The 20,822-nt window shown below is 58.0% G+C and carries 25 protein-coding genes; 18 read left to right on the forward strand and 7 right to left on the reverse strand.

What is annotated here, in order from left to right; all coding sequences use genetic code 11:
• The first annotated feature begins 24 nt into the window (after positions 1-24).
• From accD to MKR05_RS17095, 6 genes are all read left to right on the forward strand, one after another.
• Complete coding sequence (accD, locus tag MKR05_RS17070; protein ID WP_004201773.1) at positions 25-945, forward strand: acetyl-CoA carboxylase, carboxyltransferase subunit beta; 921 nt, start codon at positions 25-27, stop codon at positions 943-945.
• A gap of 75 nt (positions 946-1,020) precedes the next feature.
• Positions 1,021-2,289 carry a bifunctional tetrahydrofolate synthase/dihydrofolate synthase gene (folC, locus tag MKR05_RS17075; protein WP_050533223.1) on the forward strand — a complete coding sequence of 423 codons (1,269 nt, stop codon included), beginning with the start codon at positions 1,021-1,023 and terminating at the stop codon, positions 2,287-2,289.
• Positions 2,279-2,974 (forward strand): cell division protein DedD, encoded by a 696-nt coding sequence (gene dedD / locus MKR05_RS17080; protein ID WP_023290524.1) that lies wholly within the window; start codon positions 2,279-2,281, stop codon positions 2,972-2,974. Before folC ends, dedD begins: the two co-directional genes overlap by 11 nt.
• A 218-nt stretch (positions 2,975-3,192) precedes the next feature.
• The gene (gene cvpA, locus MKR05_RS17085) at positions 3,193-3,681 is read left to right on the forward strand and encodes a colicin V production protein (RefSeq protein ID WP_023290523.1); all 489 of its coding nucleotides are present in this window, start codon (positions 3,193-3,195) and stop codon (positions 3,679-3,681) included.
• Between the two features lie 33 nt (positions 3,682-3,714).
• The gene (gene purF / locus MKR05_RS17090) at positions 3,715-5,232 is read left to right on the forward strand and encodes an amidophosphoribosyltransferase (RefSeq protein WP_004180758.1); all 1,518 of its coding nucleotides are present in this window, start codon (positions 3,715-3,717) and stop codon (positions 5,230-5,232) included.
• Between the two features lie 137 nt (positions 5,233-5,369).
• Positions 5,370-5,954: a UbiX family flavin prenyltransferase gene (locus MKR05_RS17095; RefSeq protein WP_023290522.1), complete on the forward strand. Its 585-nt coding sequence runs from the start codon at positions 5,370-5,372 to the stop codon at positions 5,952-5,954.
• Between the two features lie 65 nt (positions 5,955-6,019).
• Here the strand turns inward: MKR05_RS17095 and MKR05_RS17100 are convergent, their stop codons facing one another.
• Positions 6,020-6,181 (reverse strand): hypothetical protein, encoded by a 162-nt coding sequence (locus MKR05_RS17100; RefSeq protein ID WP_032424512.1) that lies wholly within the window; start codon positions 6,179-6,181, stop codon positions 6,020-6,022.
• Positions 6,182-6,221: 40 nt separating this feature from the next.
• Here MKR05_RS17100 and argT point away from each other — a divergent pair, with 40 nt between their 5' ends.
• The 5 genes from argT to hisP all read left to right on the forward strand — a co-directional run bounded on the left by argT (position 6,222) and on the right by hisP (position 10,301).
• Positions 6,222-7,004: a lysine/arginine/ornithine ABC transporter substrate-binding protein ArgT gene (gene argT, locus MKR05_RS17105; protein WP_004180753.1), complete on the forward strand. Its 783-nt coding sequence runs from the start codon at positions 6,222-6,224 to the stop codon at positions 7,002-7,004.
• Positions 7,005-7,271: 267 nt separating this feature from the next.
• Positions 7,272-8,054: a histidine ABC transporter substrate-binding protein HisJ gene (hisJ, locus tag MKR05_RS17110; protein WP_002913209.1), complete on the forward strand. Its 783-nt coding sequence runs from the start codon at positions 7,272-7,274 to the stop codon at positions 8,052-8,054.
• Between the two features lie 66 nt (positions 8,055-8,120).
• Positions 8,121-8,807, forward strand: a complete 687-nt coding sequence (locus MKR05_RS17115; RefSeq protein ID WP_023290521.1) for a histidine ABC transporter permease HisQ — start codon at positions 8,121-8,123, stop codon at positions 8,805-8,807.
• Positions 8,804-9,520, forward strand: coding sequence for a histidine ABC transporter permease HisM (gene hisM / locus MKR05_RS17120; protein ID WP_002913207.1), 717 nt, complete (start codon positions 8,804-8,806; stop codon positions 9,518-9,520). Before MKR05_RS17115 ends, hisM begins: the two co-directional genes overlap by 4 nt.
• 7 nt (positions 9,521-9,527) lie before the next feature.
• Positions 9,528-10,301, forward strand: coding sequence for a histidine ABC transporter ATP-binding protein HisP (hisP, locus tag MKR05_RS17125; protein WP_002913206.1), 774 nt, complete (start codon positions 9,528-9,530; stop codon positions 10,299-10,301).
• Positions 10,302-10,306: 5 nt separating this feature from the next.
• On the opposite strand, the gene MKR05_RS17130 is transcribed toward hisP, so the two are convergent.
• Positions 10,307-10,834: a GNAT family N-acetyltransferase gene (locus MKR05_RS17130; protein ID WP_044524272.1), complete on the reverse strand. Its 528-nt coding sequence runs from the start codon at positions 10,832-10,834 to the stop codon at positions 10,307-10,309.
• 128 nt (positions 10,835-10,962) lie between these two features.
• Here MKR05_RS17130 and MKR05_RS17135 point away from each other — a divergent pair, with 128 nt between their 5' ends.
• Positions 10,963-11,070 (forward strand): hypothetical protein, encoded by a 108-nt coding sequence (locus MKR05_RS17135; protein ID WP_032429195.1) that lies wholly within the window; start codon positions 10,963-10,965, stop codon positions 11,068-11,070.
• On the opposite strand, the gene MKR05_RS17140 is transcribed toward MKR05_RS17135, so the two are convergent.
• From MKR05_RS17140 to yfcG, 3 genes are all read right to left on the reverse strand, one after another.
• A complete protein-coding gene (locus MKR05_RS17140) occupies positions 11,050-11,943 on the reverse strand; it encodes a TIGR01777 family oxidoreductase (protein ID WP_017899519.1) in 894 nt (297 codons plus the stop codon). The genes MKR05_RS17135 and MKR05_RS17140 overlap by 21 nt on opposite strands.
• A gap of 18 nt (positions 11,944-11,961) precedes the next feature.
• Entirely contained in the window at positions 11,962-12,324 is a 363-nt protein-coding gene (gene folX, locus MKR05_RS17145) for a dihydroneopterin triphosphate 2'-epimerase (protein WP_002913200.1), read from the reverse strand.
• 65 nt (positions 12,325-12,389) lie between these two features.
• Entirely contained in the window at positions 12,390-13,019 is a 630-nt protein-coding gene (gene yfcG / locus MKR05_RS17150) for a GSH-dependent disulfide bond oxidoreductase (protein ID WP_023290519.1), read from the reverse strand.
• 180 nt (positions 13,020-13,199) lie between these two features.
• Between yfcG and yfcF the strand changes: the two genes are divergently transcribed.
• Genes yfcF through yfcD form a run of 3 tightly spaced genes read left to right on the forward strand, consistent with a single transcriptional unit; the run spans position 13,200 to position 15,061 of the window.
• A complete protein-coding gene (gene yfcF, locus MKR05_RS17155; RefSeq protein ID WP_032453600.1) occupies positions 13,200-13,844 on the forward strand; it encodes a glutathione transferase in 645 nt (214 codons plus the stop codon).
• 56 nt (positions 13,845-13,900) lie between these two features.
• The gene (gene yfcE, locus MKR05_RS17160) at positions 13,901-14,452 is read left to right on the forward strand and encodes a phosphodiesterase (RefSeq protein WP_023290517.1); all 552 of its coding nucleotides are present in this window, start codon (positions 13,901-13,903) and stop codon (positions 14,450-14,452) included.
• Positions 14,453-14,509: 57 nt separating this feature from the next.
• Complete coding sequence (gene yfcD / locus MKR05_RS17165; RefSeq protein ID WP_002913197.1) at positions 14,510-15,061, forward strand: NUDIX hydrolase YfcD; 552 nt, start codon at positions 14,510-14,512, stop codon at positions 15,059-15,061.
• Positions 15,062-15,151: 90 nt separating this feature from the next.
• Here yfcD and pta read toward each other — a convergent pair whose 3' ends face one another.
• Both pta and ackA read right to left on the reverse strand, forming a co-directional pair.
• Positions 15,152-17,299 carry a phosphate acetyltransferase gene (gene pta, locus MKR05_RS17170; RefSeq protein ID WP_032453599.1) on the reverse strand — a complete coding sequence of 716 codons (2,148 nt, stop codon included), beginning with the start codon at positions 17,297-17,299 and terminating at the stop codon, positions 15,152-15,154.
• A gap of 199 nt (positions 17,300-17,498) precedes the next feature.
• A complete protein-coding gene (gene ackA / locus MKR05_RS17175) occupies positions 17,499-18,701 on the reverse strand; it encodes an acetate kinase (protein ID WP_008803940.1) in 1,203 nt (400 codons plus the stop codon).
• Positions 18,702-19,039: 338 nt separating this feature from the next.
• Here ackA and yfbV point away from each other — a divergent pair, with 338 nt between their 5' ends.
• The 3 genes from yfbV to MKR05_RS17190 all read left to right on the forward strand — a co-directional run bounded on the left by yfbV (position 19,040) and on the right by MKR05_RS17190 (position 20,748).
• The gene (gene yfbV / locus MKR05_RS17180) at positions 19,040-19,495 is read left to right on the forward strand and encodes a terminus macrodomain insulation protein YfbV (RefSeq protein WP_002913194.1); all 456 of its coding nucleotides are present in this window, start codon (positions 19,040-19,042) and stop codon (positions 19,493-19,495) included.
• A gap of 87 nt (positions 19,496-19,582) precedes the next feature.
• A complete protein-coding gene (locus MKR05_RS17185; RefSeq protein ID WP_023290515.1) occupies positions 19,583-20,077 on the forward strand; it encodes a YfbU family protein in 495 nt (164 codons plus the stop codon).
• A gap of 11 nt (positions 20,078-20,088) precedes the next feature.
• Positions 20,089-20,748 (forward strand): sugar phosphatase, encoded by a 660-nt coding sequence (locus MKR05_RS17190; RefSeq protein ID WP_064157276.1) that lies wholly within the window; start codon positions 20,089-20,091, stop codon positions 20,746-20,748.
• Positions 20,749-20,822: the final 74 nt, after the last annotated feature.

Here is a 20,822-nt window from a genome sequence, read left to right on the forward strand (position 1 = left end):
CAGGTTCAGGCAGAAAGGTTATCAATGAGCTGGATTGAACGAATTAAAAGCAACATCACTCCCACCCGCAAGGCGAGCATTCCTGAGGGTGTATGGACCAAGTGCGACAGCTGCGGTCAGGTACTCTACCGCGCCGAGCTGGAGCGCAACCTGGAGGTTTGTCCTAAGTGCGATCACCATATGCGCATGTCGGCGCGTAATCGCCTGCATAGCCTGTTGGATGAAGGTTCCCTGGTGGAACTGGGTAGCGAACTTGAGCCAAAAGATGTGCTGAAGTTCCGCGATTCAAAAAAATACAAAGACCGCCTGGCGTCCGCTCAAAAAGAGACGGGCGAAAAAGACGCGCTGGTGGTGATGAAAGGTACGCTCTACGCGATGCCGGTGGTGGCCGCGGCCTTTGAATTCTCCTTTATGGGGGGATCGATGGGTTCCGTCGTTGGCGCACGCTTTGTGCGCGCGGTGGAGCAGGCGCTGGAAGATAACTGCCCGCTGATCTGCTTCTCCGCCTCCGGTGGCGCCCGTATGCAGGAAGCGCTGATGTCGCTGATGCAGATGGCGAAAACCTCCGCGGCGCTGGCAAAAATGCAGGAGCGCGGATTACCGTACATCTCTGTGCTGACCGACCCGACCATGGGCGGCGTATCGGCGAGCTTTGCGATGCTGGGCGACCTGAACATTGCCGAGCCGAAAGCGCTGATCGGCTTTGCCGGTCCTCGCGTCATTGAGCAGACCGTACGTGAGAAGCTGCCGCCGGGATTCCAGCGCAGTGAGTTCCTGATTGAAAAAGGGGCGATCGATATGATCGTTCGCCGTCCGGAAATGCGTCTCAAGCTGGCCAGCATTCTGGCGAAGCTGATGAACCTGCCGGCGCCGGTTGCCGCTTCGGAAACGCCTCATGAAGGCGTGGTGGTGCCGCCGGCACCGGATCAGGAACCCGAGGCCTGATAAAGCAGAGGGCAGGGCCTGGCGGCGCTGCCCTTTTTTATTCAAACGCGTTAACCGTCAATTCTTGCGGGCATCATGGAAAAAGATCCTATTCCTCAGGCCACGTCGCCCCTGGCTACGTGGCTTTCTTATCTGGAACATCTGCACAGTAAAACCATCGACCTGGGGCTGGCGCGCGTCAGCGAGGTCGCGCGGCAGATGGATATCGTCAAACCGGCGCCGTTCGTCTTTACGGTCGCGGGCACCAATGGCAAAGGCACCACCTGCCGCACGCTGGAAACGGTCCTGATGGCGGCCGGCTATAAAGTGGGGGTCTACAGCTCTCCGCATCTGGTGCGCTACACCGAACGCGTGCGCATTCAGGGCGCGGAACTGCCGGAGGCAGCGCATACGGCCTCGTTTGCGGAGATTGAAGCGGCGCGGGGCGACATCTCGCTGACCTATTTTGAGTACGGCACGCTCTCTGCGCTATGGTTGTTTAAGCAGGCGCAGCTGGATGTGGTGATCCTGGAGGTGGGCCTCGGCGGCCGTCTCGACGCTACCAATATCGTGGATGCCGACGTCGCCGTGGTCACCAGCATCGCCCTCGATCATACCGACTGGCTGGGACCGGATCGCGACAGTATCGGCCGGGAGAAAGCCGGTATCTTCCGTGCCGGTAAACCGGCGGTGGTAGGGGAGCCGGATATGCCGCACACCATTGCTGAAGTGGCGCGCGAGAAAGGCGCGCTGCTCCAGCGCCGCGGCGTCGACTGGCGCTATGAGGTGGAAGGCGAGACATGGTCCTTCCGCGACGCGGGCGGGGCGTTAAGCCGCCTGCCTCTGCCTCAGGTGCCGTTGCCGAATGCCGCCACGGCCGTGGCGGCGCTGCGCGCCAGCGGCCTTGCCGTGGATGACGCTATCCTGCGCGCGGGGATCCGCGACGCGATGCTGCCGGGACGCTTTCAGATTATCAGCGACGCCCCGCGGGTGATCCTCGATGTGGCGCATAACCCGCACGCGGCGGCTTATCTCGCCGGGCGTCTCAAAACGTTAGCGAAAACGGGACGCGTGCTGGCGGTTATTGGTATGCTGCATGATAAGGACATCGCCGGTACGCTGGCCAATCTGACGCCGGAAGTTGACGTCTGGTACTGCGCGCCGCTGGATGGTCCGCGCGGGGCGACGGCGGAGCAGCTGGTGGAACATTTGCGTGGCGGCACAGTCTATAGCAGCGTGGCGCAGGCATGGCGCGCGGCCATGGCTGACGCTCAAGCGGAAGATACAGTGCTGGTGTGTGGTTCATTTCACACGGTAGCGCAGGTAATGGAAGAGATTGACGCGGGGAGAATCGGTGGCGAGTAAGTTTCAGAACCGTTTAGTCGGGACAATCGTGCTGGTGGCGCTGGGGGTGATTATCCTGCCAGGGCTGCTGGACGGGCAGAAAAAGCATTATCAGGATGAGTTTGCCGCGATCCCGCTGGTGCCGAAACCCGGCGATCGCGATGAACCTGATATGCTGCCGGCGGCGACTCAGGCGCTGCCTTCGCAGCCGCCGGAAGGGGCGGCGGAGGAGGTGCGGGCTGGCGATGCCGCTGCGCCATCGTTAGATCCGTCGCGTATCCCGGTGAACAGCAACAGCTTCGATGACGTTCAGGAGCCGGTGGTTGCCGCGAAACCGCAGCCTAAACCCCAGCCGAAGCCGCAGCCGAAGCCGCAACAGCAGGCTGCGACGCCTACCCCTCCGCCGGCTAAGCCTCAGCAGCAGCAACCACCGCAGCAGCAGGCGGCCCTGCCGGCGCCGACCGGCAAGGCCTATGTGGTCCAGCTGGGCGCGTTGAAGAACGCCGATAAGGTGAACGAGATCGTCGGTAAGCTACGGGCATCGGGCTTCAAAGTCTATACGTCGCCTTCGACGCCGGTACAGGGTAAAATTACCCGTATCCTCGTCGGCCCGGATGCGTCAAAAGACAAGCTGAAGGGCCAGTTGGGCGATCTGCAACAGATCTCCGGGCTCAGCGGGGTGGTGATGGGCTTCACCCCGAACTGATGGTTTTTTTCCGCCATGCGGAGAGAACGCGGCGGGGCTAAACGCCCCGCAAACCCTGTCTCAGCCGCCCTGAAGAGGCGAAAGGCAGTCTGGCGTTGAATGTTTTTTCAGCGCCATTTTTATTTCTGTAGGGCAAGGAAATCCCTACGCAAACGTTTTCTTTTTCTGTTAGAATGCGCCCCGAACTGGAAGACAGGGCGTAAAATCGTGGGACGTATATGGTCTGGATTGATTACGCCATTATGGCGGTGCTGGGTCTTTCTTGCCTGGTCAGCCTGATCCGCGGCTTCGTTCGCGAAGCTTTATCGTTAGTCACGTGGGGTTGCGCGTTTTATGTCGCCAGCCACTACTACGCTGACCTGTCTGTCTGGTTTACGGGCTTTGAGGATGAACGGGTTCGAAATGGGATTGCTATTGCGGCGCTGTTTATCGTGACGCTCATCGTTGGCGCTATCGTGAACTATGTGATAGGCCAGCTGGTGGAGAAGACCGGTTTGTCAGGTACCGACAGGGTATTGGGGATCTGCTTCGGCGCGCTACGTGGGGTGCTGATCATCGCCGCTATCCTGTTCTTCCTTGACACCTTTACCGGGATGGCGAAGAGCGATGACTGGCAGCAGTCGCAGTTTATTCCCTATTTTACCCCCGTCATCAGATGGTTTTTTGAATACCTGCAAAGCTCGTCAAGTTTCTTGCCTAAAGTATAGACTTTGGGTCGTTGCTGAACGAGGAAAAGACGTATGTGCGGTATTGTCGGTATCGCCGGTGTTATGCCGGTTAACCAGTCGATTTATGATGCGCTAACGGTGCTCCAGCACCGTGGACAGGATGCCGCTGGCATCATCACCATTGATGCCAACAACTGCTTCCGGTTGCGTAAGGCTAACGGGCTGGTAAGCGACGTATTCGAAGCCCGCCATATGCAGCGTATGCAGGGCAATATGGGGATTGGCCACGTGCGTTACCCCACGGCGGGCAGCTCCAGCGCCTCCGAAGCGCAGCCGTTTTACGTCAACTCGCCGTATGGCATCACGTTGGCGCATAACGGCAACCTGACCAACGCCCATGAGCTGCGTAAAAAGCTGTTTGAAGAAAAACGCCGCCATATCAATACCACCTCAGATTCCGAAATCCTCCTCAATATTTTCGCCAGTGAGCTGGATAACTTCCGTCACTACCCACTGGAAGCGGACAACATCTTTGCCGCGATTGCGGCGACCAACCGCCTGATCCGCGGCGCGTACGCTTGCGTGGCGATGATCATCGGTCATGGCATGGTGGCCTTCCGCGACCCGAACGGCATTCGTCCGCTGGTGCTGGGCAAACGTGACGTAGGCGATGGCCGCACCGAGTATATGGTGGCCTCGGAAAGCGTGGCGCTTGACACCCTTGGCTTTGAATTCCTGCGCGATGTGGCGCCGGGCGAAGCGGTTTATATTACCGAGAAGGGCCAGCTGTTTACCCGTCAGTGCGCCGATAACCCGGTCAGCAACCCGTGCCTGTTCGAGTATGTCTATTTTGCCCGTCCGGACTCGTTTATCGACAAAATTTCCGTCTACAGCGCCCGCGTCAATATGGGGACTAAGCTTGGCGAAAAGATTGCCCGCGAGTGGGAAGATCTGGATATTGACGTCGTTATCCCGATCCCGGAGACCTCCTGCGATATCGCGCTGGAGATCGCCCGTATCCTTGACAAGCCTTATCGTCAGGGCTTCGTGAAGAACCGCTACGTCGGCCGCACATTTATCATGCCGGGTCAGCAGCTGCGTCGTAAGTCTGTGCGCCGCAAGCTCAACGCCAACCGTGCGGAGTTCCGCGATAAGAACGTGCTGCTGGTGGACGATTCCATCGTCCGCGGCACCACCTCGGAGCAGATCATCGAGATGGCGCGCGAAGCAGGGGCGAAAAAAGTGTATCTGGCCTCAGCCGCGCCGGAAATTCGTTTCCCGAACGTGTACGGTATCGATATGCCGACCGCCAACGAACTCATCGCCCATGGCCGCGAAGTGGATGAGATCCGCCAGATCATCGGCGCCGATGGCCTGATTTTCCAGGATCTCAACGATCTGATCGAAGCGGTGCGCGCGGAAAATCCGGATATTCAGCAGTTTGAATGCTCAGTGTTCAACGGGGTATACGTCACCCGGGATGTCGACCAGCAGTACCTCGACTACCTCGATTCCCTGCGTAACGATGATGCCAAAGCGGTTCAGCTGCAGAACGAAGTCGAAAACCTCGAGATGCACAACGAGGGTTAAGCCGTTCGCGCGTCGCGGGCCCGCCGTTCCTGATGGACGGCGGGCCTTTTTTTCGCCCGGCAACCGTGCGTCAATGGTTGCGCCAACGGCTATAATCCGGCAAAGTCTGCGGCACGACGCGCAAGGGGTAACTGAACGTGAAACGACTGATTATTGGCATTTCCGGCGCCAGCGGCGCCATCTATGGCGTGCGGATGCTGCAGGTGCTACGGGATGTGCCGGATATTGAAACCCATTTGATCCTCAGCCAGGCGGCGCGCCAGACGCTGGCGATGGAGACCGACTTTACCGTGCGTGAAGTACAGGCGCTGGCTGATGTGGTGCATGATGCCCGCGACATCGCCGCCAGCATCTCCTCCGGCTCGTTTAAAACCGCCGGGATGGTGATTTTACCCTGCTCAATGAAAACGCTCTCGGGTATTGTCCATAGCTACACGGATGGTCTGCTGACGCGGGCGGCGGATGTGGTGCTGAAGGAGCGTCGTCCGCTTGTGCTCTGCGTGCGGGAGACCCCGTTCCATCTTGGCCATCTGCGTCTGCTGGTGCAGGCCGCGGAGCTGGGGGCGGTGATTATGCCGCCGGTGCCGGCCTTCTACCATCGGCCGCAAAGCCTGGATGATGTTATCAACCAGACCGTCAACCGGGTGCTCGATCAGTTCGACATTAGCCTGGAACAAGACTTGTTTACTCGCTGGCAAGGGGCCCAGGATTGCACCAAATAGGTGCGCGAAATGTACGCTTGCGCTGCGGTGGTGCAAATTTGTCGCCCCGATCAAATCCTCGACATTTATTTCGTCTTTTTGCGCTCAGGCGCTGCGGTTTCGCCAGTAATGCTGGTATCTTCCCTTTTAAGACAATCCTGCAACTTTATTTTAACAAATTTAACCCTGTTCCCGGCACGCACCGGGAAGATGGCACAAAAACTGCAGGATTGCTCGGCAATCACCATAACAAGCAACGCACCACATCACGACACTTAAGGGTACTGTATGAAGAAGACGATTCTGGCTCTCTCTTTACTCGTGGGAATGAGCAGCACGGCCAGCGTGTTCGCTGCTCTGCCGCAGAGCATTCGCATTGGCACTGACGCGACCTATGCGCCGTTTTCGTCGAAAGACGCGAAAGGGGACTTTGTTGGCTTTGATATCGATTTAGGCAATGAACTGTGCTCTCGTATTAAGGTGAAATGTACCTGGGTCGGCAGTGATTTTGACTCCCTGATCCCCTCCCTCAAGGCGAAGAAAATTGACGCCATCATCTCCTCGCTCTCCATCACCGAGAAGCGCCAGCAAGAGATCGCCTTCTCTGATAAGCTTTATGCCGCCGACTCCCGTCTGATCGCGGCCAAAGGCTCGCCGATCCAGCCGACGCTGGAGGCGCTGAAAGGTAAACACGTCGGCGTGCTGCAGGGCTCCACGCAGGAAGCCTATGCTAACGATCGCTGGCGCAGCCAGGGCGTTGACGTGGTGGCCTATCAAAACCAGGACCTGATCTATTCCGACCTCTCCGCGGGTCGTCTGGATGCGGCGCTGCAGGATGAAGTCGCCGCCAGCGAAGGCTTCCTCAAACAGCCCGCCGGGAAAGATTTCGCCTTCGCCGGCCCGTCGGTTAAAGACAAAAAGTACTTTGGCGACGGCACCGGTATCGGCCTGCGTAAGGACGACGCCGAGCTGAAAGCCGCGTTTGATAAAGCGCTGGGCGAGATGCGCAAAGACGGCACCTACGACAAAATGGCGAAGAAATACTTCGATTTTAACGTCTACGGCGACTAAGACTGCCGCAGGCCCGCGCTATCGGGTGGGCCTGCCGCCATGCTCGTGTAAAAGCCCTGAAAAGGTGCATCGCCAGACGCTGTGGATCATATTAGTGCAAAGGCGGCCGCTTTTGTGGCTAAAAAATGCATAGTTAAGCGTTTGTGATGCAAAAAAATGGCCTTTCTGGTGCATAAATCTTTGCCCTCAAGGGGCGAATAATGGCACGATAACTGGTGTTAATAGTTCTAATAAACCCGTTAGAATGACAGTCTGTCGAGGATAGTTATGAAAAAACTGGCGTTGTCTCTCTCTTTAGCGCTGGCCCTTTCCAGCGTTTCCACGGTCTTTGCCGCTATTCCGCAAAAAATTCGTATCGGTACCGATCCGACTTATGCTCCCTTCGAATCGAAGAATGCGCAGGGGGAATTGGTGGGTTTTGATATCGATCTGGCAAAAGAGCTGTGTAAGCGTATTAATACCCAATGTACCTTTGTGGAAAACCCGCTGGATGCGCTGATCCCCTCTTTAAAAGCGAAGAAAATCGACGCGATTATGTCTTCGCTGTCGATTACCGAAAAGCGTCAACAGGAAATCGCTTTCACCGACAAACTGTATGCGGCTGATTCGCGTCTGGTGGTGAAAAAGGGCAGCCCCGTGACGCCGGACCTCGCCACCCTGAAGGGGAAGCGCGTGGGCGTGCTGCAGGGCACGACGCAGGAAACTTATGGTAATGAGCACTGGGCGCCGAAAGGTATCGAGATTGTCTCCTATCAGGGACAGGACAATATCTATTCCGACCTGACCGCCGGCCGTATTGATGCCGCTTTCCAGGATGAGGTCGCGGCCAGCGAAGGGTTCCTGAAACAGCCTATCGGTAAAGATTACCAGTTTGGCGGTCCGTCGATTAAAGACGAAAAGCTGTTCGGCGTCGGCACCGGTATGGGGCTGCGTAAGGAAGACAACGAACTGCGTGAAGCGCTGAATAAGGCGTTTGCAGAGATGCGTAAGGACGGCACCTACGACAAGCTGGCGAAAAAATATTTCGATTTTAACGTATACGGCGAATAATTCTCACGCCTCACCACTGCGCGTCCGATTCACGCGCAGTGGTGGATGACAGACAGGGTAGGCAGCATGCTGTATGGGTTTTCACAGGTTATTTTGCAGGGTGCGCTCGTCACCCTGGAGCTTGCGCTCAGCTCGGTCGTTCTCGCCGTCCTGATCGGGCTGGCGGGCGCGGGCGCAAAGCTATCGAGCAACCGTCCTCTGGCGCTGGTGTTTGAAGGCTATACCACACTGATCCGCGGCGTCCCCGACCTGGTGCTGATGCTGTTGATTTTCTACGGCCTGCAGATTGCGCTCAACAGCGTCACCGACGCGTTGGGCATGTCGCAGTTTGATATTGACCCGATGATCGCCGGGATAATTACCCTTGGCTTTATCTATGGCGCCTATTTTACGGAAACCTTCCGCGGCGCCTACCTGGCGGTGCCGAAGGGGCATATCGAAGCGGCCACCGCCTTTGGCTTCAGCGGCGGGCAGACGTTCCGGCGCATCCTGTTCCCGGCGATGATGCGCTACGCGCTGCCGGGGATCGGCAACAACTGGCAGGTTATCCTCAAGGCGACGGCGCTGGTCTCGCTGCTGGGGCTGGAGGATGTGGTCAAAGCCACGCAGCTGGCGGGCAAAAGCACCTGGCAGCCGTTCTACTTCGCCATCGTCTGCGGCCTGATTTATCTGGTGTTTACCACCCTGTCTAATGGCGTACTGCTGCTGCTCGAACGCCGCTATACCGTTGGCGTGAAGAGGGCTGACCTGTGATTGAAATTATTCAGGAGTACTGGAAATCACTGCTGTGGACCGACGGGTATCGCTTTACCGGCGTGGCGATTACCTTATGGTTGCTGATCTCTTCGGTGGTCATGGGGGGCATCCTGGCGGTCTTTCTGGCAATCGGCCGCGTTTCGAGCAATAAGTTCATCCAGTTTCCCATCTGGCTGTTTACTTACATATTTCGCGGCACGCCGCTGTACGTGCAGCTATTGGTCTTTTACTCCGGCATGTACACCCTGGAAATCGTCAAAGGCACTGAACTGCTGAACGCCTTTTTCCGCAGCGGGTTAAACTGTACGGTGCTGGCGCTGACCCTGAACACCTGCGCCTATACCACCGAAATTTTCGCCGGCGCGATCCGCTCGGTACCGGCGGGCGAAATTGAAGCGGCGCGGGCCTACGGCTTCTCTTCGGTCAAACTGTACCGCTGCATCATCCTGCCTTCCGCGCTGCGGATTGCGCTGCCGGCCTACAGTAACGAAGTGATCCTGATGCTGCACTCAACGGCGCTGGCGTTTACCGCCACGGTGCCGGATCTGCTGAAAATCGCCCGCGATATCAACTCGGCCACCTATCAGCCGTTCACCGCCTTCGGCATCGCCGCGGTGCTCTATTTAATTATCTCGTATGTGCTGATTAGCTTGTTCCGCAAAGCGGAAAAGCGCTGGTTGCAGCATATCAAACCTTCTTCAACGCATTGAGAACGCCATGTCCGACAATAAATTAAACGTTATCGATCTGCATAAACGCTATGGGGAACACGAGGTGCTGAAGGGCGTCTCGCTGCAGGCGAAAGCCGGGGACGTTATCAGTATCATCGGTTCATCGGGTTCCGGGAAAAGTACCTTTTTGCGTTGTATTAACTTCCTTGAAAAACCGAGCGAAGGCACGATCGTCGTCAGCGGCCAGAATATTGGCCTGGTACGGGATAAAGACGGCCAGCTGAAGGTAGCCGACAAGAACCAGCTGCGCCTGCTGCGCACCCGGTTGACCATGGTGTTTCAGCATTTCAATCTGTGGAGCCATATGACGGTGCTGGAGAACGTCATGGAGGCGCCGATTCAGGTGCTGGGCTTAAGCAAACAGGAAGCGCGCGAACGGGCGGTAAAATACCTGGCCAAGGTCGGGATAGACGAACGTCAGCAGGCGAAATACCCGGTGCATCTTTCCGGCGGCCAGCAGCAGCGTGTCTCTATTGCCCGCGCGCTGGCGATGGAGCCGGAGGTGCTGCTGTTTGATGAGCCGACCTCCGCGCTGGATCCGGAGCTGGTGGGCGAAGTGTTACGCATTATGCAGCAGCTGGCGGAAGAGGGGAAAACCATGGTGGTGGTGACCCACGAAATGGGCTTTGCCCGCCACGTCTCTTCGCATGTCATTTTCCTGCATCAGGGAAAAATTGAAGAAGAAGGGCATCCGGACGCGCTGTTCGGCGCGCCGAAAAGCCCGCGCCTGCAGCAGTTTCTGAAAGGTTCGCTGAAATAAACGGCTCACCCGGCGTCCGCGGGCGCCGGGTGGGATCCACGCTCCAGCCGGTAGATCCAGTCATCGTAATCGACGCCGTTCAGATGATAGGCTTTCTCCAGCACCTGCGTGCGTACAAAGCCCTGCTTCTCCAGCAGGCGCGATGAGCCACGATTCTCTGCCAAAACCCAGGCATTGATAGCCCGCACCCCCAGCGTACTGAAACCATAATCGCAGATCGCCTGCAGCGCTTCGCTGGCATACCCTTTTCCCTGAGCCTCGGGCAGCAGCGCATAGCCGACGTCGGCCTCGTGCGGATTTTTAGGGCTGACGCGAAGCCCAATATCGCCCAGCGCATCGCCGCGCTGATTACGCAGAACATACACGCCGGGATCGGCGCAGCGACTGGCGAACACGCTGCGCAACGCCTCCTCGCTTAACATTTCGCCCATAAAACGCATCACCTGCGGATCCTGGCGCAGGCGCAGAAAAAAGGGCCAGTCATCGGTAACAAAGCGGGTAAGCGAAAGGCGAGGCGTGGTGATGGTCGTCATAAAGCAGTCAATACAAAGAAGGAAAGGCCTACCTTAGCACTTTACTCCGCCTGTTAACACCGGCGAACCGGCCCGCTGTCGATGAACTCAGGCGCTTCAGGGCGCGGGTTGCCCGGGATAGGGCGACGCTGCAGCGCCAGGCTGAGACCATCCTGGCGTGGGGCATTAGCCAGCAGAATGGAATCAGGGGAGCCAATGCCCCCCCTTGTCAGCCATTAACTCAGCACATCCTTTAGCGCTTCGTCGAGATCGTACCAGCGGAAGGCGAAGCCGGCGGCTTCCAGCCGCTTAGGCAGCGCGCGCTGACCGCCGAGCACCAGGACGGCGGATTCGCCCATCAGCAGGCGGATGGCGGCGGCGGGGACGCGGAAAATCGCCGGTCGATTGAGCGCATGACCCAGCGCGTGGGCGAACTGCTCGTTATGCACGGGATAGGGCGAAACCATATTGAACGGGCCGCGCAGATCGTTATCCAGCAGCCACAGAATGCCGTTAACCATATCGTCGATATGGATCCAGGCCAGGTACTGTCTGCCGCTGCCGATAGGCCCGCCGAGGCCGAGCTTAAAGGCTGGGGTCATTTTGCCGAGAATACCGCCCCGCGGCGCCAGTACCACGCCGGTGCGCAGCAGACAGACGCGAGTGCGCTCGCTTTGCGCTTCGCAGGCAATTTGCTCCCAGCGGGCGCAGAGCTTATGGGTAAACTCATTGTGCGGCGGCTCTTCTTCGGTCACCACCACTTCGCCGAGGTCGCCGTAATAGCCGGTGGCTGACCCGCTGATCAGCACGGAGGGAGGGGTGTCGCTGGCGTGGATCAGGCCCACCAACCGCTGAGTGAGATCCCAGCGACTATGGCATAAGCGCTGTTTCTGTTCGGCGGTCCAGCGTTTATCGGCGATGGGCTCGCCCGCCAGATTGATGACGGCATCGATGTCATTGAGGTGGTGATGGCCCTCGAAATCGCGCCACAGCGTGACGCGCGGATCGAGACGGGCGCGGGCGGTATCCGGATGCCGGGTGGAGACCGTGACGCTATGCCCGAGCTCCAGCAATCTGGGTATCAGATGTCGGCCAATCAGGCCGGTACCACCAGTAAGCAGGATCTTCATACCACCTCTCTGACATGGTTAGCGCCGCCAGCTCATGGTCATGGATACCGAGTCGGCATAGCGCAACGCGTGAAGTTTATCGATCTCCACTTCAGCATATGTGACCCAGTGATGTTCGCATGCGATATTCAGCACATCCTGAGTTAATTTTTCCAGCAGTGAAAAACGACCATTCTCAAGATGGCTGATGATGCGTTTGGTAATGGTGCGGTAGTTCAACGCATCATTAATGTCCTCGCTGTCGCGCGCTTTATCGGCAGGGTAGTGAATGGCCACATTCACCACCACGTCCTGGCGGTTGGCGATCTCTTCCTCTTTAATACCAATAAAAGTACGCAGGCGCAGGTTCTTAATACGAATAATGGCGTCTGGTTGAGACATTGCAGGCTTCCTCCGTGGTGTAAGTCCTGCAATCATACAACAAAGCGCGACGGGCGAGCAGGGGGTTAATAAGACTGAATTTTTAGCATCGCTTCCACTGTCGCCGGCCGCTGCTTAATGCGCTCATACCAGTTATGCACCGCCGGATAGTTCGCCAGATCGATCCGCTGGCGGACATGGCAGTTCACCCAGGGCCAGGCGGCGATGTCGGCGATGCTGTAGTGGTCCCCGCCCAGCCACGGGCTGGATCCCAGTCGGTGATTCAGTACCCCGTAGAGTCGCTGGGTTTCCACCTGAAAACGCTCAATCGCGTAGGGCACGGTTTGCGGCGCTGAGTGGGAAAAATGCTGATTTTGCCCCAGCATCGGTCCCAGGCCGCCGACCTGCCAGAACAGCCACTGCAGGGTGGTATAGCGCGCCCGCAGCTCCCCGCTCAGCAGCTTGCCGCTTTTTTCCGCCAGATAGAGCAGAATGGCGCCGGACTCAAAGACGCTCAACGGCGCGCCGCCGTCGGCAGGCATGTGGTCGACGATAGCCGGAATTTTGTTATTCGGCGAAATCGCCAGAAACTGCGGATGAAACTGCTCCCCTTTACCGATATCGACCCGGATTAGCCGATAAGCCAGCTGCGCCTCTTCGAGAAAGAGGGTGATTTTGTGGCCGTTTGGGGTGGGCGCATAGTAGAGATCGATCATAATATTTCCCGCCGTCGTGGGTCGCAAACTGATCGAGTATAGGTGAAGCTGCGCGACCCGGGAGAAAATCCGCGAGCGGCGCGTCGGTCTGTCGCCAGCCACGCAGCGGGCGAGCAGTGACATCGCCTGTAAGACAGGCTATGTTGGTTTATTGCCCTGTCTACCAACCCTGAGGAAGCTATGAGCCAGCCTGTGATTACCCTGTGGTCCGATGCCGATTTTTTCTCACCGTACGTGATGTCTGTCTATGTCGCGCTGCAGGAAAAGAGCCTGCCTTTTAGCCTTAAAACCATCGACCTGAACCGCGGCGAACATCTGCAGGCCGGCTGGACGGGCTATGCCGCCACCCGTCGCGTACCGCTGCTTGAGGTTGACGATTTCGCGCTGAGCGAGTCTTCGGCGATTACCGAATATCTGGATGAACGTTTCGCGCCGCCTGAGTGGGAGCGCCTTTATCCACACGATCTGCAAAAGCGGGCCCGCGCCCGGCAGATCCAGGCCTGGCTGCGCAGCGATCTGGTGCCCATTCGTGAAGAGCGATCCACCGCCGTGGTGTTTGGCGGAGTGAAAATGCCGGCGCTCAGCGAGGCAGGCAAGCGGTCGGCGGAAAAACTGTTTGCCACCGCGACCACACTGCTGGCCCACGGCGGGCAAAATTTATTCGGCGAATGGTCTATTGCCGACGCCGACCTGGCGCTGATGCTCAATCGTCTGGTTCTCAATGGCGATGAGGTGCCGGAGGCGCTGGCGGATTATGCGGCGTTCCAGTGGCAGCGGGCCTCAATCCAGCGTTACGTGGCGCTTTCCGCCAAACGCGGAGGCTGATAACCCGCTGCGCTTCCGCTATCATAGAGGCATCGTAACCAGTGGAGATGGAACCTATGAAGCTGATGTTTGCCTCCGATATTCATGGTTCGCTGCCCGCCACGGAACGCGTGCTTGAACGTTTCGCGCAAAGTGGCGCCAGGTGGCTGATCATCCTCGGCGATGTGCTTAATCACGGACCGCGCAACGCGTTGCCGGAAGGCTATGCGCCGGCGGAGGTGGCCGAGCGGCTGAACAGCGTGGCGGAGCGCATCATTGCCGTCCGCGGTAACTGCGACAGCGAAGTGGATCAAATGCTGCTTCGTTTTCCCATGACCGCACCCTGGCAGCAGGTGCTTGGCGAAGGCTATCGCCTGTTTCTGACCCACGGTCATCTGTATAGCCCGGACAATTTGCCGCCACTTGCCGCTGGCGATGTCCTGGCGTATGGCCATACTCATATTCCGGTTGCTGAAAAACGCGGGGCGATCTCTCTGTTTAATCCAGGCTCAGTGAGTATCCCGAAAGGGGGATATTCCGCCAGCTATGGGCTACTGGATGAGGGGCGTCTGCAGGTTTTAGCACTCAATGATAATCAGGTTATTGCAGAGGTCGCAATTTACCCGTAATTTAGCCCTCAATCATAAAGACGCGCCGCAAGAGCGCTTTTAAAGTAAGGTTTCCTGATGGCGGAACAGAATCATTTGGCAAGCACAGAATGGGTCGATATTGTTAATGAAAACAATGAGGTGATAGCACAGTCCAGCCGCGAGCAGATGCGCGCGCAGTGCCTGCGCCACCGGGCGACCTATATCGTCGTTCACGACGGAATGGGGAAAATTCTGGTGCAGCGACGCACCGAGACAAAAGACTTTCATCCGGGCATGCTGGATGCCACCGCCGGCGGCGTCGTGCAGGCTGATGAGCAATTGCTGGAGTCGGCCCGCCGCGAGGCGGAAGAGGAGTTAGGCATCGCCGGGGTGCCGTTCGCCGATCACGGCCAGTTCTACTACGAAGATAAATTCTGCCGCGTCTGGGGAAGCCTGTTCAGCTGCGTTTCCCACGGGCCGTTTGCCCTGCAGGAAGAAGAGGTAAGCGAGGTGTGCTGGTTAACGCCGGAAGAGATCACCGCCCGCTGCGATGAGTTCACGCCCGACTCCCTGAAAGCGCTGGCGCTGTGGATGACCCGCAACGCCGGTAACGAGTATGATGACGCGGAAGAGAGCGAGCGCGAATAATCGCGCGAACGCGTGGCAGCAAACGCTGTTCGCCTCCTGACAAAAAAAGGCAGCCATCTGGCTGCCTTTTGCTTTTCTCTCAGCGAGCGATTACTTCTGCTGCTGAGCTGACTGGATCGCGGTCAGTGCGATGGTGTAGACGATATCGTCTACCAGCGCGCCACGAGACAGATCGTTGACCGGCTTGCGCATACCCTGCAGCATCGGCCCGATGGAGATCAGGTCGGCAGAGCGCTGTACCGCTTTGTAAGTGGTGTTACCGGTGTTCAGATCCGGGAAGATGAACACGGTCGCGCGGCCAGCTACCGGCGAGTTCGGCGCTTTGGATTTCGCGACGTCAGCCATCACCGCGGCGTCATACTGCAGCGGACCGTCGATCATCAGGTCAGGACGTTTTTCCTGCGCCAGGCGGGTCGCTTCGCGGACTTTTTCTACATCGCTACCCGCGCCGGAAGTACCGGTGGAGTAGGAGAGCATCGCCACGCGCGGTTCGATGCCGAAGGCAATCGCGGAGTCAGCGGACTGAATCGCGATTTCCGCCAGCTGCTCTGCGGTCGGATCCGGGTTGATCGCGCAGTCGCCGTAAACGTAAACCTGTTCCGGCAGCAGCATGAAGAACACAGAAGAGACCAGCGAGCTGCCCGGTGCGGTTTTGATCAGCTGCAGCGGCGGACGAATGGTGTTGGCGGTGGTGTGTACCGCGCCGGACACCAGGCCGTCGACTTCGTCTTGTTCCAGCATCAGGGTGCCGAGAACCACGTTATCTTCCAGCTGCTCGCGGGCGACCGCTTCGGTCATGCCCTTGCTCTTACGCAGTTCGACCAGGCGAGCCACGTAGCTTTCGCGTACCACTTCCGGGTCGACGATTTCGATACCGGCGCCCAGCTCAACGCCCTGCGCTGCCGCAACACGGTTGATCTCATCCGGGTTACCTAGCAGCACACAGGTGGCGATCCCGCGTTCGGCGCAGATAGCGGCGGCTTTCACGGTACGCGGCTCGTCGCCTTCCGGCAGAACCACGCGTTTGCCGGCTTTGCGCGCCAGCTCGGTCAGCTGGTAGCGGAAGGCTGGCGGGGAGAGACGACGGCTGCGCTCGGAGGTCGCGGTCAGCGATTCGATCCAGTCGGCGTTGATGTAGTTGGCGACGTATTCCTGAACTTTCTCAATGCGCTCGTGATCGTCAACCGGTACTTCGAGGTTGAAGCTCTGCAGGCTCAGGGAGGTCTGCCAGGTGTTGGTGTTGACCATGAATACCGGCAGGCCGGTGGCGAAGGCGCGTTCGCACAGCTTGCTGATGCGCGCGTCCATTTCATAGCCGCCGGTCAGCAGGATGGCGCCGATTTCCACGCCGTTCATCGCAGCCAGGCAGGCGGCAACCAGCACGTCAGGACGATCTGCGGAGGTCACCAGCAGCGAGCCCGCGCGGAAGTGCTCCAGCATGTGCGGGATGCTGCGCGCGCAGAAGGTCACGGATTTGACGCGGCGGGTGTTGATGTCGCCTTCGTTGATGATGGTCGCATTCAGGTGATGGGCCATGTCGATCGCGCGGGTGGCGATCAGATCGAAGCTCCACGGTACGGCGCCCAGCACGGGCAGCGCGCTGCCGTTTTGCAGCTGAGCCGGGTCGATCTTCACGACTTTCGCTTTGGATGAGTCGTCGAAGATTTCTGACAGGTCAGGACGGGTACGGCCCTGCTCGTCGACCGGCGCATTCAGTTTGTTGATGATAACGCCGGTGATGCTGGTGTTTTTCGCGCCGCCAAAGCTGTTGCGGGTCAGTTCAATACGCTCGTTCAGCTGTTCTGGCGTATCAGTGCCCTGCGACATCACGAAGACGATTTCCGCGTTCAGGGTTTTGGCGATTTCAAAGTTCAGCGCCTGGGCGAACTGATGCTTACGGGTCGGCACCAGGCCTTCCACCAGTACCACTTCCGCGTCCTGAGTGTTCGCGTGGTAGTTGGCGATGATCTCTTCCATCAGCACATCTTTCTGATTGCTGGAGAGCAGAGACTCAACGTGGTTCATCTTCAGCGGTTCAGCAGCGGTGGTGGTGGAGGAGCTGGCGCGAACGATGGTGGTGGTCTGGTCCGGGGCATCGCCGCCGGAGCGCGGCTGGGCGATAGGTTTAAAGACGCTCAGACGAACGCCTTTGCGTTCCATAGCGCGGATCACACCGAGGCTGACGCTGGTCAGGCCTACGCTGGTACCGGTAGGAATTAACATGATAGTACGGGACACGGTATATCCTCTTTCGTTACCGCCAGTATCAGGCGGGATACAAAACAGCACCACCAGCGACCCGTCATACTCCACGTTGCACGTGCGTTGGCTCTACTTGCTCACCCCGGTCGCGTACGCGCTGTACGCGCCGGGGATCTGCTGTGTCGCCGCCTTCCTGCAGCTCGAAGTATTGCGGGTCAGGGCTGGCGGTGTGGAATTATGCGGTCAGACGGCTGGCGTCTTGCGCGATGACCAGCTCTTCGTTGGTCGGGATAACCACGGCTGGACGGGTGCCTTCTTTGTTGATGAAGCCAGACTTGCCGAAGCGGGCAGCCAGGTTACGCTCATGGTCAACTTCAAAGCCCAGTACGCCCAGTTTGCCCAGCGACAGCTCACGCACCATCGCGGCGTTTTCACCGATGCCACCGGTGAAGATCACGGCGTCGAGACGGCCGTCCATCAGCGCGGTGTAGGAGCCGATGTATTTCGCCAGGCGGTGGCAGTAGACGTCCATCGCGCGTTTAGCGTCGGCTTTTTCCTGGTAGTTGTCTTCCACGTAGCGGCAGTCGCTGGTGACTTCGGTCAGGCCCAGCAGGCCGGACTCTTTGGTCAGCATTTTGTTGATGGCGTCAACGCTCATGCCCAGGGTGTCGTGCAGATGGAAGATGATGGCCGGATCGATATCGCCGGAGCGGGTACCCATCACCAGGCCTTCCAGCGGGGTCAGACCCATGGAGGTGTCAACGCATTTGCCGTTACGAATAGCGGAAACCGAACCACCGTTGCCGAGGTGGCAGGTGATGATGTTCAGCTCTTCAACCGGCTTGTTCAGGATCTTAGCGGCTTCCTGAGTCACGTAGAAGTGGCTGGTGCCGTGCGCGCCGTAACGACGAACGCCGTGCTCTTTGTACAGGCTGTACGGCAGGGCGTAGAGATAGGATTCTTCCGGCATGGTCTGGTGGAACGCCGTATCGAATACTGCCACGTTTTTGTCTTTCAGGTGCGGGAAGGATTTCAGCGCTTCAGCGATGCCGATCAGGTGTGCCGGGTTGTGCAGCGGGGCGAAGGACGCGGCGTCTTTAATGCCCTGAATCACGGACTCGTCGATGACTACGGAGCTGGTGTATTTTTCGCCGCCGTGGACGATACGGTGGCCGATTGCGGTCAGCTGAGCAGACAGTTCTGGTTTTTGTGCCAGAATAGTGTTAACGATAAAGTTCAGTGCTTCGCTGTGCGCGGCGCCCGCGCCTAATTCGGCTTCTTGTTTGCCGCCGTCAATTTTCCATTTGATACGGGCTTCCGGCAGGTGGAAGCATTCCGCTAAACCGGACAGGTATTCGTCGCCGTTCACGGCGTCAAGGATAGCAAATTTCAGAGAGGAGCTACCGCAGTTCAGAACCAGTACTAACTTACTCGACATGGAAGTACCTTTTTATGATACGTGGCTAAAAAAACGTCAGTGTGTCATTAGCGTAGCGCAGGATGACCTCGACATTTATGATTAACATCATGCCTTGTTCTGTTTTCAGGCACGATGAGATAAGTACATTTGATTTTATGCCATTTTGCATAATTTTCAGCCAATGGCAGAATATGCGATAATTTGACTAGCCTGGCAAAAGAGTCTATCCGCCCTTTCAGGCGGGCACAGGATACCTGATTGCGGCATCCTTTGCCAAAATCTTTTGAACGATGTCATGCATAGTTGGTGTTTTGCACGAATTTTTTAAGTTTTATATGTAAAGTTGAGGTAAAGCCATGTCGACCCCTGAGAAACGCCCCGTTAGCTTCTTTAGCTTGTTCAACCGCGGGCAGCACTACGCCAAGACCTGGCCTCTCGACAAGCGCCTCGCGCCGGTATTTATCGAAAACCGCATCATTCGTGCCACCCGCTACGCCATCCGCATCATGCCGCCGATCGCCATTTTCACCCTCTGCTGGCAGATAGCGCTGGGCGGCCAGCTGGGTCCCGCCGTGGCCACCGCGCTGTTTGCATTGAGCCTGCCGATGCAGGGGTTATGGTGGTTGGGTAAACGTTCAGTGACGCCGCTGCCGCCTTCCATTCTTAACTGGTTCTACGAAGTACGCGGCAAACTGCAGGAGGCGGGGCAGGCGCTGGCGCCTGTCGAAGGCAAGCCCGATTATCAGGCGCTGGCTGACACGCTTAAGCGCGCCTTCAAACAACTCGATAAAACTTTCCTTGATGATTTGTAATTCACTACGGAAAACGCATATAAAAGAAGGCGCATGATTTATGCGCCTTCTTTATTTCACGCCCTACCGTGCTACAGGAGTCACAACATGGAAATGACCAATGCGCAGCGTCTGATTTTATCCAATCAGTACAAAATGATGACGATGCTCGACCCGGACAATGCGGAGCGCTACCGTCGTCTGCAGACCATCATTGAGCGTGGGTATGGGCTGCAGATGCGTGAACTGGACCGCGAGTTCGGCCAGTTGACGGAAGAAACCTGCCGTACCGTTATCGACATCATGGAGATGTACCACGCGCTACACGTCTCCTGGACCAACCTGAAAGACGCGGAGGGTATCGACGAGCGTCGGGTCACCTTCCTCGGCTTTGATGCCGCCACCGAAGCGCGTTTTCTCGGCTACGTGCGCTTTATGGTCAATGTTGAAGGCCGTTACAGCCACTTTGACGCCGGTACCCATGGCTTTAACTCGCAGACCCCGATGTGGGAGAAATATCAGCGGATGCTGAGCGTCTGGCACGCCTGCCCGCGCCAGTATCATCTGAGCAGTAACGAAATTAACCAAATCATCAATGCCTGAGGGAGGTGCCCGTGCAGTGTAAAGGTTTCCTGTTCGATTTAGACGGGACGCTGGTGGATTCCTTACCGGTGGTGGAGCGTTCATGGTGCAAGTGGGGGGATCGTTTCGCCATCGACCATGATGAAATTCTCAGTTTTATTCACGGCAAGCAGGCCATTACCTCCATTCGCCATTTTATGCCGGGTCGCAGCGAGGAGGATATCCAGGCCGAATTCCGTTATCTCGAGCAGATGGAAGCCACTGATATCGAAGGCATCGTCGCCCTGCCGGGGGCGTTAGCCCTGCTGAATTCGCTCAATGAGGCTGGGATCCCGTGGGCGATTGTCACCTCCGGCTCGATTCCGGTTGCGCACGCGCGTCACCGCGCGGCGGGCCTGCCGATGCCGGAGGTGTTTGTCACCGCTGAGCAAGTGAAGCACGGCAAGCCGGCGCCGGACGCCTATCTGCTGGGCGCCGAGCGGCTGGGGCTGCCTGCCGGGGAGTGCGCGGTGGTGGAAGATGCGCCGGCGGGGCTGCTCTCCGGGCTGACGGCAGGCTGTCGCTCCATCGCGGTCAAGGTGCCTGCCGATGCCCCCCGTCTGGATGAAGCCGACCTCGTGCTGAGCAGCCTGGAAGATCTGCTGGTTGAACGCCAGGCCGACGGCGTGGTGAATGTGCGTCTTAAAGCGTAAACCCATGATTTCGCCCCGCGTCGTCGGGGCTTTTTTATGCCACTATGTCGACTCCCACTTGTGACAAGGAAACG

This window comes from Klebsiella sp. K5-204, assembly GCF_030128585.1.
In the GTDB taxonomy this organism is placed as follows: Bacteria; Pseudomonadota; Gammaproteobacteria; order Enterobacterales; family Enterobacteriaceae; genus Klebsiella; species Klebsiella quasipneumoniae.